At 67.8% G+C, this 16,110-nt stretch carries 29 protein-coding genes; all 29 read left to right on the top strand.

What is annotated here, in order from left to right:
• The first annotated feature begins 3 nt into the window (after positions 1–3).
• Entirely contained in the window at positions 4–393 is a 390-nt protein-coding gene (locus K4G22_RS10915) for a hypothetical protein (protein WP_228079687.1), read from the top strand.
• Positions 390–1,850: a sodium/solute symporter gene (locus K4G22_RS10910; RefSeq protein ID WP_228079686.1), complete on the top strand. Its 1,461-nt coding sequence runs from the start codon at positions 390–392 to the stop codon at positions 1,848–1,850. The genes K4G22_RS10915 and K4G22_RS10910 overlap by 4 nt, the downstream gene beginning before the upstream one ends.
• 466 nt (positions 1,851–2,316) lie before the next feature.
• Positions 2,317–2,625 carry a 30S ribosomal protein S10 gene (rpsJ, locus tag K4G22_RS10905; protein ID WP_016473429.1) on the top strand — a complete coding sequence of 103 codons (309 nt, stop codon included), beginning with the start codon at positions 2,317–2,319 and terminating at the stop codon, positions 2,623–2,625.
• 13 nt (positions 2,626–2,638) lie between these two features.
• The gene (rplC, locus tag K4G22_RS10900; protein ID WP_228079685.1) at positions 2,639–3,283 is read left to right on the top strand and encodes a 50S ribosomal protein L3; all 645 of its coding nucleotides are present in this window, start codon (positions 2,639–2,641) and stop codon (positions 3,281–3,283) included.
• 8 nt (positions 3,284–3,291) lie between these two features.
• Complete coding sequence (gene rplD, locus K4G22_RS10895) at positions 3,292–3,969, top strand: 50S ribosomal protein L4 (protein ID WP_228079684.1); 678 nt, start codon at positions 3,292–3,294, stop codon at positions 3,967–3,969.
• Positions 3,969–4,301, top strand: a complete 333-nt coding sequence (rplW, locus tag K4G22_RS10890; RefSeq protein ID WP_062207484.1) for a 50S ribosomal protein L23 — start codon at positions 3,969–3,971, stop codon at positions 4,299–4,301. The genes rplD and rplW overlap by 1 nt, the downstream gene beginning before the upstream one ends.
• A gap of 37 nt (positions 4,302–4,338) precedes the next feature.
• Entirely contained in the window at positions 4,339–5,175 is an 837-nt protein-coding gene (gene rplB, locus K4G22_RS10885; RefSeq protein WP_228079683.1) for a 50S ribosomal protein L2, read from the top strand.
• 11 nt (positions 5,176–5,186) lie between these two features.
• The gene (rpsS, locus tag K4G22_RS10880) at positions 5,187–5,468 is read left to right on the top strand and encodes a 30S ribosomal protein S19 (protein WP_062207479.1); all 282 of its coding nucleotides are present in this window, start codon (positions 5,187–5,189) and stop codon (positions 5,466–5,468) included.
• Positions 5,469–5,520: 52 nt separating this feature from the next.
• A complete protein-coding gene (gene rplV, locus K4G22_RS10875; protein WP_228084044.1) occupies positions 5,521–5,868 on the top strand; it encodes a 50S ribosomal protein L22 in 348 nt (115 codons plus the stop codon).
• Positions 5,868–6,737, top strand: a complete 870-nt coding sequence (rpsC, locus tag K4G22_RS10870; RefSeq protein WP_228079682.1) for a 30S ribosomal protein S3 — start codon at positions 5,868–5,870, stop codon at positions 6,735–6,737. The genes rplV and rpsC overlap by 1 nt, the downstream gene beginning before the upstream one ends.
• Before the next feature lie 3 nt (positions 6,738–6,740).
• Positions 6,741–7,160, top strand: a complete 420-nt coding sequence (gene rplP / locus K4G22_RS10865) for a 50S ribosomal protein L16 (protein ID WP_228079681.1) — start codon at positions 6,741–6,743, stop codon at positions 7,158–7,160.
• A complete protein-coding gene (gene rpmC, locus K4G22_RS10860; protein WP_228079680.1) occupies positions 7,160–7,411 on the top strand; it encodes a 50S ribosomal protein L29 in 252 nt (83 codons plus the stop codon). The genes rplP and rpmC overlap by 1 nt, the downstream gene beginning before the upstream one ends.
• Positions 7,411–7,695 carry a 30S ribosomal protein S17 gene (gene rpsQ, locus K4G22_RS10855; RefSeq protein WP_097230398.1) on the top strand — a complete coding sequence of 95 codons (285 nt, stop codon included), beginning with the start codon at positions 7,411–7,413 and terminating at the stop codon, positions 7,693–7,695. The genes rpmC and rpsQ overlap by 1 nt, the downstream gene beginning before the upstream one ends.
• Before the next feature lie 3 nt (positions 7,696–7,698).
• Positions 7,699–8,067, top strand: coding sequence for a 50S ribosomal protein L14 (gene rplN, locus K4G22_RS10850; protein ID WP_019433424.1), 369 nt, complete (start codon positions 7,699–7,701; stop codon positions 8,065–8,067).
• Positions 8,068–8,070: 3 nt separating this feature from the next.
• Positions 8,071–8,394: a 50S ribosomal protein L24 gene (rplX, locus tag K4G22_RS10845; RefSeq protein WP_228079679.1), complete on the top strand. Its 324-nt coding sequence runs from the start codon at positions 8,071–8,073 to the stop codon at positions 8,392–8,394.
• On the top strand, positions 8,394–8,957 hold the full coding sequence (rplE, locus tag K4G22_RS10840) for a 50S ribosomal protein L5 (RefSeq protein WP_062207467.1): 564 nt from the start codon (positions 8,394–8,396) through the stop codon (positions 8,955–8,957). The genes rplX and rplE overlap by 1 nt, the downstream gene beginning before the upstream one ends.
• Before the next feature lie 47 nt (positions 8,958–9,004).
• Positions 9,005–9,190, top strand: coding sequence for a type Z 30S ribosomal protein S14 (locus tag K4G22_RS10835; RefSeq protein ID WP_062207465.1), 186 nt, complete (start codon positions 9,005–9,007; stop codon positions 9,188–9,190).
• An 84-nt stretch (positions 9,191–9,274) separates the two neighbouring features.
• The gene (gene rpsH / locus K4G22_RS10830) at positions 9,275–9,673 is read left to right on the top strand and encodes a 30S ribosomal protein S8 (protein ID WP_228079678.1); all 399 of its coding nucleotides are present in this window, start codon (positions 9,275–9,277) and stop codon (positions 9,671–9,673) included.
• Positions 9,674–9,696: 23 nt separating this feature from the next.
• The gene (rplF, locus tag K4G22_RS10825) at positions 9,697–10,236 is read left to right on the top strand and encodes a 50S ribosomal protein L6 (protein WP_228079677.1); all 540 of its coding nucleotides are present in this window, start codon (positions 9,697–9,699) and stop codon (positions 10,234–10,236) included.
• A 2-nt stretch (positions 10,237–10,238) separates the two neighbouring features.
• Positions 10,239–10,622 carry a 50S ribosomal protein L18 gene (gene rplR / locus K4G22_RS10820; RefSeq protein WP_228079676.1) on the top strand — a complete coding sequence of 128 codons (384 nt, stop codon included), beginning with the start codon at positions 10,239–10,241 and terminating at the stop codon, positions 10,620–10,622.
• Positions 10,623–10,659: 37 nt separating this feature from the next.
• A complete protein-coding gene (gene rpsE, locus K4G22_RS10815) occupies positions 10,660–11,259 on the top strand; it encodes a 30S ribosomal protein S5 (RefSeq protein ID WP_228079675.1) in 600 nt (199 codons plus the stop codon).
• Positions 11,259–11,441: a 50S ribosomal protein L30 gene (gene rpmD / locus K4G22_RS10810; protein WP_228079674.1), complete on the top strand. Its 183-nt coding sequence runs from the start codon at positions 11,259–11,261 to the stop codon at positions 11,439–11,441. Before rpsE ends, rpmD begins: the two co-directional genes overlap by 1 nt.
• Before the next feature lies 1 nt (position 11,442).
• Positions 11,443–11,931: a 50S ribosomal protein L15 gene (rplO, locus tag K4G22_RS10805; protein WP_228079673.1), complete on the top strand. Its 489-nt coding sequence runs from the start codon at positions 11,443–11,445 to the stop codon at positions 11,929–11,931.
• A gap of 195 nt (positions 11,932–12,126) precedes the next feature.
• The gene (gene secY / locus K4G22_RS10800; RefSeq protein WP_228079672.1) at positions 12,127–13,449 is read left to right on the top strand and encodes a preprotein translocase subunit SecY; all 1,323 of its coding nucleotides are present in this window, start codon (positions 12,127–12,129) and stop codon (positions 13,447–13,449) included.
• Entirely contained in the window at positions 13,449–14,102 is a 654-nt protein-coding gene (locus K4G22_RS10795) for an adenylate kinase (RefSeq protein WP_228079671.1), read from the top strand. The genes secY and K4G22_RS10795 overlap by 1 nt, the downstream gene beginning before the upstream one ends.
• 80 nt (positions 14,103–14,182) lie before the next feature.
• Complete coding sequence (gene map / locus K4G22_RS10790; RefSeq protein WP_228079670.1) at positions 14,183–15,031, top strand: type I methionyl aminopeptidase; 849 nt, start codon at positions 14,183–14,185, stop codon at positions 15,029–15,031.
• A gap of 135 nt (positions 15,032–15,166) precedes the next feature.
• Complete coding sequence (gene infA, locus K4G22_RS10785; RefSeq protein WP_003948620.1) at positions 15,167–15,388, top strand: translation initiation factor IF-1; 222 nt, start codon at positions 15,167–15,169, stop codon at positions 15,386–15,388.
• A 34-nt stretch (positions 15,389–15,422) separates the two neighbouring features.
• The gene (gene rpmJ, locus K4G22_RS10780; protein WP_049567412.1) at positions 15,423–15,536 is read left to right on the top strand and encodes a 50S ribosomal protein L36; all 114 of its coding nucleotides are present in this window, start codon (positions 15,423–15,425) and stop codon (positions 15,534–15,536) included.
• 192 nt (positions 15,537–15,728) lie between these two features.
• Positions 15,729–16,109, top strand: a complete 381-nt coding sequence (gene rpsM / locus K4G22_RS10775; protein WP_228079669.1) for a 30S ribosomal protein S13 — start codon at positions 15,729–15,731, stop codon at positions 16,107–16,109.
• Position 16,110: the final 1 nt, after the last annotated feature.

Here is a 16,110-nt window from a genome sequence, read left to right as displayed (position 1 = left end):
CTGATGAGCGCGCCCCGACGGGTGCGGATCACCAGCCCGCAGACCAGGATCGCGCTGGCCAGACGGCACCGCCCCGCACAGCACCTGCTGCCGCCGACCATCCACGGCCCGGACGAGCGGGACTCGACGGAGGCCGCCCGCACGCTCTTCGCCCGTCAGCGGCGGCAGGCGCTGCGCACGCTGGGGCTGCTGGGCCTCGTGCTCTTCGGGCTGAGCGGGCTGCTCGCCGCGCTGCCGGTGCTCAGCCGGATCACGGTGGCCGAGGTGCCCATCTCCTGGCTGCTGTTGATGGGCGGCACCTACCCGGTGCTGCTGCTGATCGCGGTGCGGCATGTGCGTCGCGCCGAGCGGCTCGAAGGCGACGGCGTCCCCAGGGCCGGGCGGCCGGGGTGATCGGGCTCGCGGCGATCGGGCTGCTCTTCGTGGTGAGCGTCGTCATCGGCGCCTACGGGGTGCGCGCCGCCCGCACCACCCCCGACTTCCTGGTCGCCTCGCAACGCGTCGCACCGGGATGGAACGCGATGGCCATCGCGGGGGAGTACGTCTCGGCCGCCTCGGTGCTCGGTCTGGCCGGGCTGATGCTGAAGAACGGCGTCGGCACCCTCTGGTACGCGGTGGGCTTCACCGCGGGGTATGTGGCGGTCGCCGCGCTGGTCGCCGGGCCGATGCGCCGCTCGGGCGCCTACACGGTGCCGGACTTCGCCGACTACCGGCTGGGCTCGGAGCGGATCAGGAAGCTCTGCGCGGTGATCGTTCTGGTGATCATGTGGCTCTATCTGGTGCCGCAGTTCAAGGGCGCGGGGATGGTGCTGCACGCGGTGAGCGGCACGCCCTACTGGGTGGGCGTGGTGCTGGCAGGGCTGGTGGTGAGCGTCTCCATCGCGGCCGGCGGGATGCGTTCGGCCACCTATGTGCAGGCGTTCCACTACGGGGTGAAGCTGCTGTTCATCGCGGTGCCGGCGATCTTCCTGGTGGTGCACGCCGGCGGCGGGGCGCGCGCCGAGGCGCTGCGGTTCGACGTCGACGACGACTGGAGCCGGCCGCTGCTCGACCTGGACGGCTCCGGGGCGCCGCTGCTGGCCACCTGGTCCGTGCTGCTGGCCACCACCCTCGGCGCCGTGGGGCTGCCGCATGTGATCATGCGCTTCCACACCAGCCCCACGGCCAGGGCCGCGCGCCGGGTGGCCGTCGGGGTGATCGTGCTGCTCGGCGTCTTCTATCTCTTCCCCGCGGTCTACGGGCTGCTGGGGCGGGTGTTCACCCCGGAGCTGGTGCACGGCGGGGACACCGACATGGTGACGGTGGTGCTGCCGGGGGAGATCGTCCCAGGCGCCTGGGGTTCGCTGTTGACGGCCGTGGTGGCGGCCGGCGCCTTCGCCGCCTTTCTCTCCACCTCGTCCGGGCTGCTGATGGCGCTGGCCGGCGGCCTCTCCCACGATCTGTCCCGGGCGACGGTGCCCAGGCTGCGCTGGGCCGTGGTGGCCGGGGCGACCGTGGCCGTGGCGCTGTCACTGCCGGCCCGTAGTGTGGACATCAACGTGGCGGTCGGCTGGGCGTTCGCCGTGGCCGCTTCCACGTTCTGCCCGCTGCTGGTGCTGGGCATCTGGTGGCGGGGGCTGACCACGGCCGGTGCCGCCTCGGGTCTCGCCACCGGGGTCTGCGCGGCCACCGGAGCGGCCCTGGCCTCGGTGCTGACGGACGGCGGCCCCGGCTGGCTGGTGGTGCTGCTCGCCCAACCGGCGGCCTGGACGGTGCCGTTGGCGTTCGCGGTGATGGTGGGCGTCTCGCTGCGCGGCACCCCGCCCGAATGGGCCGAGCGAGCGGTGCTCCGGCTGCACCTGCCGGGCTGACGGCGGGAGGCCCGACCGAGGGTGGGCGAGCGGGCGGCGGAGCAGGTGAGGGAGCACGTGGGGGAGCAGGTGGGGCATACCGCCCGATTGGCGGGGGCGCGGGGCCCTATGGCACACTGACCAGGTTGCTCGGTTGACAGCCGATGCCGCGCGCCTCCCGTCGGGAGGACTGGAAGCGAGTCTCACTGTATTCGTCATCCCATGAATGCCCTGGTCAGCCGGGGTAGGGATGGAAATACCGAGATCTTCCGGGAAGCGTGGGCGGGGCTTGCGACCAGGCGCCCGGTGGAAGTTCTCCCCCCACTCCTCGCAGAGGAAACCCTCCTCCGGCCGAAAGGTCGGGAGGTTCCGCGGCGAAATCTGAGAATGAGTACGACACGCCCGACCGCGTGGGTCGGGAAGTCGCAGGGGAGGGGTGACGCCGGGTTCCAGAGCGTTGACAAAGAGACAGGACTACGAAGTAGCCATGGCGGGACAGAAGATCCGCATCCGGCTCAAGGCCTACGACCACGAGGTCATCGACAACTCGGCGAAGAAGATCGTCGAGACGGTGACCCGCACGGGAGCGTCGGTCGCAGGCCCGGTGCCGCTGCCCACTGAGAAGAACGTGTACTGCGTCATCAAGTCGCCGCACAAGTACAAGGACTCGCGCGAGCACTTCGAGATGCGCACCCACAAGCGGCTGATCGACATCCTCGACCCCACCCCCAAGACCGTTGACTCGTTGATGCGCCTGGACCTGCCGGCCGGCGTCGACATCGAGATCAAGCTCTGAGAGGCCGGGAGAGATGACCAAGCAGATCAAGGGCGTCCTGGGCGAGAAGCTCGGCATGACCCAGGTCTGGGACGAGAACAACCGTGTCGTCCCAGTGACCGTGGTCAAGGCCGGGCCCTGCGTCGTTACCCAGGTCCGCACCAACGACAGGGACGGCTACGAGGCCGTCCAGATCGCGTTCGGCGAGATCGACCCGCGCAAGGTGAACCGCCCCCTCAAGGGCCACTTCGCCAAGGCCGACGTCACCCCGCGCCGCCACCTGGTAGAGCTGCGGACCGCTGACGCCGCCGAGTACACCCTCGGCCAGGAGGTCACGGCCGAGGTGTTCGACTCCGGCGTCCGCGTCGATGTGACCGGCACCACCAAGGGCAAGGGCACCGCCGGTGTGATGAAGCGTCACGGCTTCGCCGGTCTCGGCGCCTCCCACGGCACCCAGCGCAAGCACCGCTCGCCTGGCTCCATCGGCGGCTGCGCCACTCCCGGTCGGGTCTTCAAGGGCCTGCGGATGGCCGGTCGGATGGGCAACGAGCGCGTCACCACCCAGAACCTGACCGTCCACGCCGTGGACGCGGAGAAGGGCCTGCTCCTCATCAAGGGCGCGGTGCCCGGTCCCAACGGCGGCCTCGTCCTGGTCCGTTCCGCGGCCAAGGGGGCCTGAGGTTAATCATGAGTACCCCAAAGAGCATCGTCATTCTGTCGCCCGCGGGCGAGGAGGCCGGCTCCGTCGAGCTTCCGGCGGAGATCTTCGACGCCAAGGTCAGCGTTCCGCTGATCCACCAGGTCGTCGTCGCCCAGCTCGCCGCCGCCCGCCAGGGCACGCACAAGACCAAGACGCGTGGCGAGGTCCGCGGTGGCGGTAAGAAGCCCTACCGCCAGAAGGGCACGGGCCGCGCCCGTCAGGGCTCCGTCCGCGCGCCGCAGTTCGCCGGCGGTGGCGTCGTCCACGGCCCGGTGCCGCGCGACTACAGCCAGCGCACCCCGAAGAAGATGAAGGCGGCGGCGCTGCGTGGCGCCCTCACCGACCGCGCCCGGCACGACCGCGTGCACGTGGTCAGCGGCGTGGTGGCCGGCGAGGTCTCGACCAAGGCCGCCAAGACCCTGCTGGGCAAGATCAGCGACCGCAAGAAGGTCCTGCTGGTCGCCGAGCGCTCGGACAACACCTCGTGGCTGTCCGCGCGCAACCTGCCCCAGGTGCACATCATCGACCCGGGCCAGCTGAACACCTACGACGTCGTGGACTCCGACGACGTGGTCTTCACCAAGGCCGCGTTCGACCGCTTCGTGGCCGGCCGGGCCGCCGGCGCCGTGGCGCTCGACAAGACGCCCGAAGGGAGCGACGCCTGATGAGCGACGCAACCATCGCCGAGTTCTCCAGCAAGGAGTTCTCCTCCCACCACGACATCCTGATCAAGCCGGTCGTGTCGGAGAAGAGCTACGCGCTCCTCGACGAGAACAAGTACACCTTCATCGTCGACCCCCGGGCGAACAAGACCCAGATCAAGCAGGCCGTCCAGGCGGTCTTCGCGGTCAAGGTGCTCGGTGTGAACACGATCAACCGTCAGGGCAAGCGCAAGCGCACCCGTACCGGTTACGGCCGTCGCGCCAGCACCAAGCGCGCGATCGTGACCCTGGCCGAGGGCGACAGCATCGACATCTTCGGCGGCCCGGTCTCCTAGGAGATCCGGTCGTCCGATACCGGACGAGGACTAAGAAATGGGAATCCGCAAGTACAAGCCGACGACCCCGGGCCGTCGTGGCTCCAGCGTCGCCGACTTCGTCGAGGTCACGCGGTCCACGCCGGAGAAGTCGCTGGTCCGCCCCCTGCACAGCAAGGGTGGACGGGACAACGCCGGTCGTGTGGCGGTTCGCCACCAGGGTGGCGGCCACAAGCGCGCCTACCGCGTCATCGACTTCCGTCGGCACGACAAGGACGGCGTGCCGGCCAAGGTCGCGCACATCGAGTACGACCCCAACCGCACCGCGCGCATCGCGCTGCTCCACTACGCGGACGGCGAGAAGCGGTACATCATCGCGCCGGCCCACCTGAAGCAGGGTGACCGCGTGGAGAACGGCGCCGGGGCCGACATCAAGCCCGGCAACAACCTGCCGCTGCGCAGCATCCCGGTCGGTACCGTGATCCACGCCATCGAGCTCCAGCCGGGCGGCGGCGCCAAGTTCGCCCGCTCCGCCGGCACCTCGGTGCAGCTGCTGGCGAAGGAGGGCCGCATGGCCCACCTCCGGATGCCCTCGGGCGAGATCCGGCTGGTGGACGTGCGCTGCCGCGCCACGGTGGGCGAGGTCGGCAACGCCGAGCAGTCCAACATCAACTGGGGCAAGGCCGGCCGGATGCGCTGGAAGGGCGTTCGGCCCAGCGTGCGTGGCGTCGTGATGAACCCTGTCGACCACCCGCACGGCGGTGGCGAGGGCCGGACCTCGGGTGGTCGCCACCCGGTCTCGCCCTGGGGCAAGAAGGAAGGCCGTACGCGCTCGCCGAAGAAGGCCAGCAACAAGTACATCGTCCGCCGCCGCAAGACGAACAAGAAGCGCTAGGGAGCAGGTCGATGCCGCGCAGTCTCAAGAAGGGACCCTTCGTCGACGACCACCTGATCAAGAAGGTGGACGTCCAGAACGAAGCTGGTACCAAGAACGTCATCAAGACCTGGTCTCGTCGCTCGATGATCATCCCGGCGATGCTGGGCCACACGATCGCGGTGCACGACGGCCGCAAGCACGTCCCGGTGTTCATCACCGAGTCGATGGTCGGGCACAAGCTCGGCGAGTTCGCGCCGACGCGTACCTTCCGGGGTCACGTGAAGGACGACCGCAAGTCGCGGCGTCGCTGAGCGGGGTGTGCAGATCATGACCGACTCCCCGACAAACACCGAAGGGACGACCATGGAAGCCAGGGCCCAGGCGCGGTACATCCGCGTTACGCCCATGAAGGCCCGCCGTGTGGTGGACCTCATCCGTGGCAAGGATGCCTCGGAGGCTCAGGCGGTCCTGCGCTTCGCCCCGCAGGCAGCCAGCGTGCCGGTCGGCAAGGTGCTCGACAGCGCCATCGCCAACGCCGTGCACAACTACAACCACCCGGACGCCGAAACGCTGTACGTCAAAGAGGCGTACGTGGACGAGGGCCCCACGCTGAAGCGGTTCCGGCCGCGCGCGCAGGGTCGCGCGTACCGGATTCGTAAGCGGACCAGCCACATCACCGTGGTCCTCGGCAGCAAGGAAGGAACCCGGTAATGGGCCAGAAGGTAAACCCGCACGGGTTCCGTCTCGGCATCACGACCGACTTCAAGTCGCGGTGGTATGCCGACAAGCTCTACAAGGACTACGTCAAGGAAGACGTCGCGATCCGCAGGATGCTCACTCAGGGCATGGAGCGGGCCGGCATCTCCAAGGTGGAGATCGAGCGCACCCGGGACCGGGTCCGCGTCGACGTCCACACCGCCAGGCCCGGCATCGTGATCGGTCGCCGGGGTGCCGAGGCCGACCGGCTCCGGGGCAACCTGGAGAAGCTCACGGGCAAGCAGATCCAGTTCAACATCCTTGAGGTGAAGAACCCGGAGCTGGACGCCCAGTTGGTGGCCCAGGCGGTCGCCGAGCAGCTGTCCTCCCGGGTGTCGTTCCGGCGTGCGATGCGCAAGTCGATGCAGAGCACCATGAAGGCCGGTGCCAAGGGCATCAAGATCCAGTGCGGTGGCCGACTCGGTGGGGCTGAGATGTCCCGCTCCGAGTTCTACCGCGAGGGTCGGGTCCCGCTGCACACGCTGCGCGCCAACGTGGACTACGGCTTCTTCGAGGCCCGTACCACCTTCGGTCGCATCGGCGTCAAGGTGTGGATCTACAAGGGCGATGTGAAGAACATCGCCGAGGTGCGCGCCGAGAACGCCGCGGCCCGCGCGGGCAACCGTCCCGCGCGCGGTGGTGGCCCCGGCGGCGACCGTCCGGCCCGCGGCCGTGGCGAGCGCGGTGGCCGCGGCCGTAGGCCGCAGCAGCAGGGCGCTCCGGCGGCCGAGGCCCCCAAGTCCGAAGCGGCTGCGGCAGCTCCGGCCCCCGAGGGCGCCAGCGGCTCCAACCAATCGTCCGGCTCTGCCGGAGGGGAGAGCTGAGCCATGCTGATCCCTCGCAAGGTCAAGTACCGCAAGCAGCACCACCCCAAGCGCAGCGGGGCGGCCAAGGGTGGTACCGAGGTCTCCTTCGGTGAGTACGGCATCCAGGCCGTCACCGGCGCCTACGTCACCAACCGGCAGATCGAGGCCGCACGTATCTCGATGACCCGGCACATCAAGCGTGGCGGCAAGGTGTGGATCAACATCTACCCCGACCGCCCGCTGACCAAGAAGCCGGCCGAGACCCGCATGGGTTCCGGCAAGGGTTCGCCGGAGTGGTGGGTGGCCAACGTCAAGCCCGGACGCGTGATGTTCGAGCTGTCGTTCCCGAACGAGAAGATTGCCCGTGAGGCGCTCATCCGCGCCGCGCACAAGCTTCCGATGAAGTGCCGGATCGTCCGGCGCGAGGCAGGTGAGGCGTGATGGCAGCCGGTACCAAGTCCTCCGAGCTGCGCGAGCTGAACAACCAGGAGCTGGTTGAGAAGCTGCGTGAGTCGAAGGAGGAGCTGTTCAGGCTTCGCTTCCAGGCGGCCACCGGTCAGCTGGAGAACAACAGCCGGCTGAAGGCCGTCCGTAAGGACATCGCCCGGGTCTACACCCTGATGCGCGAGCGCGAGCTCGGCATCGATTCGGTGGAGCCGGCTGAGGCTGTCGAGGCGGTGGAGAACGCCTGATGAGTGAGAAGACTGTGACTGAGACGACGACCGAGCGCGGCCGGCGGAAGACCCGTGAGGGCCTGGTGGTCAGCGACAAGATGGACAAGACCGTTGTCGTCGCTGTCGAGGACCGGGTCAAGCACGCCCTCTACGGGAAGATCATCCGCCGCACCAGCAGGCTCAAGGCGCATGACGAGCAGAATGCCGCGGGCGTTGGCGACCGCGTTCTTCTGATGGAGACCCGTCCGCTTTCCGCGACCAAGCGCTGGCGCGTCGTGGAGATTCTGGAGAAGGCGAAGTAACCAATGATCCAGCAGGAGTCGCGACTGCGCGTCGCCGACAACACGGGTGCGAAGGAGATCCTCTGCATCCGCGTGCTCGGCGGATCTGGGCGCCGCTACGCGGGCATCGGTGACGTCATCGTCGCCACCGTCAAGGACGCGATCCCCGGCGGCAACGTGAAGAAGGGTGACGTCGTCAAGGCGGTCATCGTGCGCGCCGTCAAGGAGCGCCGCCGTCCGGACGGTTCGTACATCCGGTTCGACGAGAACGCCGCCGTCATTCTGAAGAACGACGGCGACCCCCGGGGCACCCGTATCTTCGGCCCGGTGGGCCGTGAGCTGCGCGAGAAGAAGTTCATGAAGATCATCTCCCTCGCGCCGGAGGTGCTGTAACCGATGAAGATCAAGAAGGGCGACCTGGTCCAGATCATCACCGGCAAGGACAAGGGCAAGCAGGGCAAGGTCATCGTGGCCTTCCCCCGCGAGGACCGTGTGCTGGTCGAGGGTGTCAACCGGGTCAAGAAGCACACCAAGGCCGGTACGACCGCGCGTGGTTCCAAGACCGGTGGCATCATCACCACCGAGGCCCCGATCCATGTGAGCAACGTCCAGTTGCTGGTGGAGAAGGACGGCAAGAAGGTCACCACTCGGATCGGCTTCCGCTTCGACGAGGACGGCAACAAGATCCGCGTCGCCCGCCGAACCGGTGAGGACATCTGATGACCACTGCCACCACGACCGCGCCGCGTCTCAAGACGCGGTACCGCGAAGAGATCAGCGGCAAGCTGCGCGAGGAGTTCGCCTACGCGAACGTCATGCAGGTTCCCGGGCTGACGAAGATCGTGGTCAACATGGGTGTGGGCGACGCCGCCCGCGACTCCAAGTTGATCGAGGGCGCCGTGCGCGACCTCGCCACGATCACCGGCCAGAAGCCGACCGTGACCAAGGCCCGCAAGTCCATCGCGCAGTTCAAGCTGCGCGAGGGGCAGCCGATCGGCGCCCATGTGACGCTGCGCGGCGACCGGATGTGGGAGTTCCTGGACCGCCTGCTGTCGCTGGCGCTGCCCCGGATCCGTGACTTCCGCGGCCTGTCGCCCAAGCAGTTCGACGGCAAGGGCAACTACACGTTCGGCCTGACCGAGCAGGTCATGTTCCATGAGATCGACCCCGACCGTATCGACCGGGTGCGAGGCATGGACATCACCGTCGTCACCACGGCCAACACCGATGACGAGGGCCGCAGCCTGCTGCGTCACCTCGGATTCCCGTTCAAGGAAGCCTGAGGCGTCGCACGATGGCTGAGTATCGAAACAAGGAGGCGTGAGCAGCTGTGGCGAAGAAGGCTCTTATTGCCAAGGCCGAGCGCAAGCCCAAGTTCTCGGTGCGTGGGTACACCCGTTGCCAGCGTTGCGGCCGGCCGCACTCCGTGTACCGCAAGTTCGGCCTGTGCCGTGTGTGCCTGCGGGAGATGGCACACCGCGGCGAACTGCCGGGCGTCACCAAGAGTTCCTGGTAAGACCGACTACGCCGTAGGTCCGGCGGGCTCCCCCTCCCGGGGGAGCCTGCGGAAACCCCGGTGAGAGAGGCCCAAGGCCGTTCTATGACCATGACCGACCCCATCGCAGACATGCTCACTCGTCTGCGTAACGCGAACTCGGCTTACCACGACACCGTGGTGATGCCGCACAGCAAGATCAAGACGCACATCGCGGAGATCCTCCAGCAGGAGGGCTACATCACCGGCTGGAAGACCGAGGACGCCCGGGTGGGCAAGTCCCTCGTGCTGGAGCTGAAGTACGGCCCGAACCGCGAGCGTTCGATCGCCGGCATCAAGCGCATCTCGAAGCCCGGCCTGCGGGTCTACGCGAAGTCCACCGCGCTCCCCAGGGTGCTCGGCGGTCTCGGTGTGGCGATCATCTCCACCTCGCACGGTCTGCTGACCGTGCGGCAGGCTCAGAAGAAGAACGTGGGCGGGGAAGTCCTCGCCTACGTCTGGTGACGGAAGGGAACGGAGGAGAGCACATGTCGCGTATTGGCAAGCAGCCCATCCAGGTTCCCGCCGGTGTGGACGTCACCATCGATGGTGCCGTGGTCGCGGTGAAGGGTCCCAAGGGCACCCTGTCGCAGACCATCGCCGCGCCCATCGAGGTGGCCAAGGGTGACGAAGGCGTGATCGTCGTCTCCCGGCCCAACGACGAGAACCGCAACCGTGCCCTGCACGGTCTGTCCCGCACCCTGGTGGCCAACATGATCACCGGTGTGACGCAGGGATACATCAAGAAGCTCGAAATCAGCGGCGTCGGCTACCGCGTCCTGGCGAAGGGCTCCAACCTGGAGTTCTCCCTGGGCTACAGCCACCCGATCCTGGTGGAGCCGCCGGAAGGCATCGTCTTCAAGGTCGAGACCGCGACGCGCTTCAGCGTCGAGGGCATCGACAAGCAGAAGGTCGGCGAGGTCGCGGCGAAGATCCGCAAGCTGCGGAAGCCCGACCCGTACAAGGCCAAGGGCGTCAAGTACGAGGGCGAAGTCATCCGCCGCAAGGTCGGAAAGGCTGGTAAGTAGCCATGGCATACGGTGTCAAGATCGCCAAGGGCGACGCCCGGAAGCGGGCCGCCAACAAGCGGCGCCACATCCGTATCCGGAAGAAGATCTCGGGTACGGCCGAGCGCCCGCGTCTGGTGGTGACCCGCTCCAACCGCCACATGGTGGCGCAGGTGGTGGACGACTCCATCGGGCACACGGTGGCCTCGGCCTCCTCGCTCGACGTCTCCATCCGCGAGGTGGACGGCGCGAAGAGCGACAAGGCCAAGCAGGTCGGCGCCCTGGTCGCCGAGCGCGCCAAGGCCGCGGGCGTGGAGACCGTCGTGTTCGACCGCGGTGGTAACAAGTACGCCGGTAGGGTCGCCGCGTTGGCGGACGCCGCCCGCGAGGCCGGGCTCAAGTTCTGAGCCGGTCCCGTCTGAAGATTCGAGAGAGGTAGTTCCAATGGCTGGACCCCAGCGTCGCGGTGGCGGCGCCGGTGGCGAGCGGCGGGATCGTAAGGGTCGGGACGGTGGCTCAGCCGCCGAGAAGACCGCGTACGTCGAGCGCGTCGTCGCGATCAACCGTGTCGCCAAGGTAGTTCAAGGTGGTCGTCGCTTCAGCTTCACCGCGCTGGTCGTGGTGGGCGACGGCGACGGCACCGTCGGTGTCGGTTACGGCAAGGCCAAGGAGGTGCCGGCCGCCATCGCCAAGGGCGTGGAGGCCGCGAAGAAGCACTTCTTCAAGGTCCCCCGCATCCAGGGCACGATTCCGCACCCGATCAAGGGTGAGGAAGCGGCCGGGATGGTGCTGCTCAAGCCCGCCTCGCCCGGTACCGGTGTGATCGCCGGTGGCCCGGTGCGCGCCGTGCTGGAGTGCGCCGGCATCCACGACGTGCTGAGCAAGTCGATGGGCTCGTCGAACCCGATCAACATCGTGCACGCCACGGTGGCCGCCCTGAAGGGGCTACAGCGCCCCGAGGAGATCGCGGCCCGCCGCGGTCTGCCGCTTGAGGACGTGGCCCCCGCGGCTCTGCTGCGGGCCCGTGCTGGGGTGGGTTCGTGATGGCGCAGCTGAAGATCACCCAGGTCAAGTCCCGTATCGGGACCAAGCAGAACCACCGGCAGACGCTGCGCTCGCTGGGGCTGCGGCGGATCGACGACGTGGTGCTCAAGGAAGACCGGCCGGAGATCCGTGGCATGGCCAACACCGTGCGGCATCTGGTGACGGTCGAGGAGGTGGACTGAAGTGGCTGACCTCGCCAAGGGGAACAGCGGCGCGGACGGCTCGACCGGCCCGCTGAAGTTGCACGACCTCAGGCCGGCCCCCGGTGCCAAGAAGTCCAAGGTCCGGGTGGGCCGCGGTGAGGCGTCCAAGGGCAAGACGGCCGGTCGCGGTACCAAGGGCACCAAGGCCAGGTACCAGGTTCGGGTGGGCTTCGAGGGCGGGCAACTGCCGCTGATCCAGCGGCTGCCCAAGCTCAAGGGCTTCAAGAACCCGGCGCACAAGAACTTCCAGGTGGTGAACGTCGAGCGGCTGGCCGCCCTCTACCCGGAGGGTGGCGAGGTGACCGTCGCCGATCTGGTCGCCAAGGGCGCCGTGCGCAAGAACGAGCTCGTCAAGGTGCTGGGCTCCGGGGAGATCTCGGTGGCCCTGACCGTGACGGTCGACGCGGTCTCCGGTTCCGCCAAGGAGAAGATCACGGCTGCCGGTGGCTCCGTGACCGAGTTGTCCTGAAACCCGGTGGATCTTCGGCCGGTGAACTGAGTGACCGGGGGTGCCTGAGAGCAGGCATCCCCGGTCAGTCGTTCCGGCTGAGCCCATCCGCCGGTAAGGTGGCGGTCGTTGTGCCGCCGCCAGACCTGATCTGTCATATCCGTTGGAGTTCAAGACCCTAACCCCTCGCCTGACGCGCGGGGTGCAGGAGGAGCCGTGCTCACCGCGTTCGCCCGGGCGTTCCAAACGCCTGATCTGCGTAAAAAGCTGCTCTTCACGCTGGGCATCGTCGTGTTGTTCCGGTTGGGCCAGCACGTACCTGTGCCTGGTGTCAGCTTTCAGAACGTCGATGAATGTGTGAAGCAGGCCGAAGCGGGAGCGGGCTCTGGGCTCTTCGGTTTGGTCAATATGTTCAGCGGGGGCGCGCTGCTGCAACTCACCATCTTCGCGCTGGGGATCATGCCGTACATCACGGCGAGCATCATCCTCCAGCTGCTGGTGGTGGTGATTCCCCGCCTTGAGGCCCTGAAGAAGGAGGGGCAGTCGGGGCAGGCGAAGATCACCCAGTACACGCGCTACCTCACCATCGCCCTCGCGGTGCTCCAGGCCACCGGCCTGGTGGCGACCGCTCGCAGTGGCACCCTCTTCCCCCAGTGCACGGTGGGTAGCGAGATCATCCCGGACGACTCGATCTTCACCACGCTGGTGATGGTGATCGCCTTCACCTCGGCCACCGCGCTGATCATGTGGATGGGCGAGCTGATCACCGACCGGGGCATCGGCAACGGCATGTCCATGCTGATGTTCGTCTCCATCGCCGCCGGCTTCCCGGCCTCGCTCTGGCAGATCAAGCAGCAGGGCAGCCTGGCCGACGGGTGGATCGAGTTCGGCACCGTGGTCGCCTGTGGTCTGGCCATGGTCGGCCTGGTGGTCTTCGTCGAGCTGGCCCAGCGCCGGATCCCGGTGCAGTACGCCAAGCGGATGATCGGTCGCCGCTCCTACGGCGGCACCTCCACGTACATCCCGCTCAAGGTCAACCAGGCCGGTGTGATCCCGGTGATCTTCGCCTCCTCGCTGCTCTACATCCCGCAGCTGCTGGTGCAGTTCGCCGGCAGCGAGTCGGGCGGCTGGACGGACTGGGTGTCGCGGTACTTCACCGGCGGTGACCACCCGTACTACATCACCACGTACTTCCTGCTGATCGTCTTCTTCGCCTTCTTCTATGTGGCCATCACGTTCAACCCTGAGGACGTGGCCGAGAACATGAAGAAGTATGGTGGTTTCATCCCGGGTATCCGGGCAGGTAGGCCCACGGTCGAATACCTGAGCTACGTGTTGAACCGGATCACCTGGCCCGGCTCGCTCTACCTCGGTCTGATCGCCCTGGTGCCCACGCTGGCTCTGGTGATGTTCAACGCGCAACAGGACTTCCCGTTCGGTGGCACGTCGATCCTGATCATCGTGGGTGTCGGCCTGGAGACGGTGCGGCAGATTGAGAGCCAGCTCCACCAGCGAAATTACGAAGGGTTCCTCCGCTGATGCGCATCGTCCTCGTCGGACCGCCGGGTGCGGGCAAGGGCACACAGGCGGCACTGCTCGCCGAGCAGCTCGGTGTCCCGCACATCTCCACCGGCAATCTGTTCCGGGCCAACATCAGCGAGGGCACCGAACTGGGGCGCCAGGTCGAGTCGATCATGCGCGAGGGTGGTCTCGTCCCCGACGAGATCACCGTCGCCATGGCGGCCGACCGGATGGCCCAGCCGGATGCCGCCGACGGCTTCCTGCTCGACGGCTTCCCGCGCAACATCGGGCAGGCGAAGTCGCTGGACGCCTCGCTGGCCGAGGCGGGCCTGAGGCTCGACGCGGTGCTCGACCTGGAGGTCCCCGAGGACGAGGTGGTCAAGCGCATCGCCGGCCGCCGGATGTGCCGCAAGGACAGCGCGCATGTCTTCCATGTGGTGAACAACCCGCCGCGCCAGGAGGGCGTCTGCGACGTCTGCGGTGGCGAGCTGTACCAGCGGGACGACGACCAGGCGGACACGGTGCGCAAGCGTCTTGGCCTCTACCACGAGGAGACCGAGCCGATCATCGACTACTACCGCGAGCAGGGGCTTGTCTCCACCATCTCGGCGCTGGCCCCGGTGCCCGAGGTGACGCGGCGGGCCCTGGAGGCCCTGCCCACGGGCGGCTGACCGCCCGCAGCTCGCTGGTGCCCCGCCGGCCCGAGGCCGGCTGACGGCCGGCCGACCGCCGGCGCCGAAAGGAACATCCGATGGTGGAGATCAAGACCCCGGAACAGATCGCCCGCATGCGCGCGGCCGGTCTGGTGGTGGCCGAGATACACCGCAGGTGTGCCGAGGCGGCCGTGCCGGGGGCCACCACCGCTGATCTCGACCTGGTCGCCGCGCGGGTGCTCGCCGAGCGCGGCGCCAAGCCCAACTTCCTGGGCTACGGCGGCTTCCCCGGCAACATCTGCACCTCGGTGAACGACGTGGTGGTGCACGGCATCCCGGACGACGCGACCGTCCTGGCGGACGGGGATCTGCTCTCCATCGACGCCGGCGCGATCGTGGACGGCTGGCACGCGGACGCCGCGCTGACGGTCTTCGTCGGCGGCGAGCCCGAGGGCGGCCGGCCGGCCCAGCTGGCCGAGCTGAACCGGGTCACCGAGGAGTCGCTCTGGGCCGGCATCGCGGCGGTGCGCAAGGGCAACCGCCTGGTGGACGTGTCCCGGGCGATCGAGACCTATGTGCGCCGCCAGCCGCTGCCCCCGTCCGGCAAGTACGGCATCGTCGAGGGATACGGCGGGCACGGCATCGGCAGCGAGATGCACATGGACCCGCATGTGCTGAACTACGTCGACCGCCGCCGGGGCAAGGGCCTCAAGCTGGTGCCCGGCGTCTGCCTGGCGATCGAGCCGATGCTCACGCTCGGCACCCCCAAGACCCATGTGCTGGCCGACGACTGGACGGTCAAGAGCAACGACGGCACCTGGGCCTCGCACTGGGAGCACTCGGTCGCGATCACCGAGGAGGGCCCCCTGGTCCTGACCGCCGTGGACGGCGGCAAGGCCCGGCTGGCCGAGCTCGGCGTGACGACGGCTCCCGATCCCCTGGCATGATGATCTCCATCCCGGGGAACGGATCACTGATTCGTCTTTTCGGGTGGGCTGTCGTAGACTGATTCGTCGGTCCTGGTGCACCCGTCTGCCCAGGGCCATCCAGGTAGCCGATCCCGGAAGGTGAAGCGCTCAAGTATGGCCAAAAAACAAGGGGCCATCGAGATCGAGGGCACGGTCGTCGAGTCTCTCCCGAACGCGATGTTCAAGGTGGAGTTGCAGAACGGGCACCAGGTCCTCGCGCACATCAGCGGCAAGATGCGGATGCACTACATCCGTATCCTTCCCGACGACCGGGTCGTGGTGGAGCTGTCTCCCTACGACCTGACGCGCGGGCGGATCGTCTACCGCTACAAGTAAAACCACAGATCGAGACCCGGAGAGCCTCACACCCATGAAGGTCAGGCCGAGCGTCAAGAAGATCTGCGACAAGTGCAAGGTGATCCGCCGCCACGGGCGCGTCATGGTCATCTGCGAGAACCTGCGCCACAAGCAGCGCCAGGGCTGACGCACCGCACGACCCGCAGCACTCTTCGCCGCGACGACAGCGACAACAAGTAGATACGCAGACACCCGACCCCTCGCTCAGCGCGGGGACGACACCCCCGGTCGGAGGCCGGGGACCCGGCTCGTAATGCTCAAGAGTCTTACGGGAACGGTGCTGCGGCAGACCTCCGAGTATCCACACAGGAGCCAATACATGGCACGCCTCGCCGGCGTAGACCTCCCGCGTGAAAAGCGCATCGAGGTCGCCCTCACCTATGTCTTCGGCATCGGGCGCACCCTTGCCAAGGAGACCCTGGCCAGCACCGGGATCAACCCGGACACCCGCGTGCGCGATCTGGCCGAGGAGGACCTCGTCAAGATCCGCGACTACGTGGACAACAACTTCAGGACCGAGGGTGACCTCCGCCGGGAGATCCAGGCCGACATTCGTCGCAAGGTCGAGATCCAGTGCTACGAGGGTCTGCGGCACCGTCGCGGTCTGCCGGTGCACGGTCAGCGGACCAAGACCAACGCGCGCACCCGCAAGGGTCCGCGTCGCGCGATCGCCGGCAAGAAGAAGCCGGGCAAGAAGTAGT

Source organism: Streptomyces profundus, from assembly GCF_020740535.1.
Classification (GTDB): Bacteria; Actinomycetota; Actinomycetes; order Streptomycetales; family Streptomycetaceae; genus Streptomyces; species Streptomyces profundus.
This window is presented reverse-complemented; position numbering and strand designations above follow the sequence as displayed.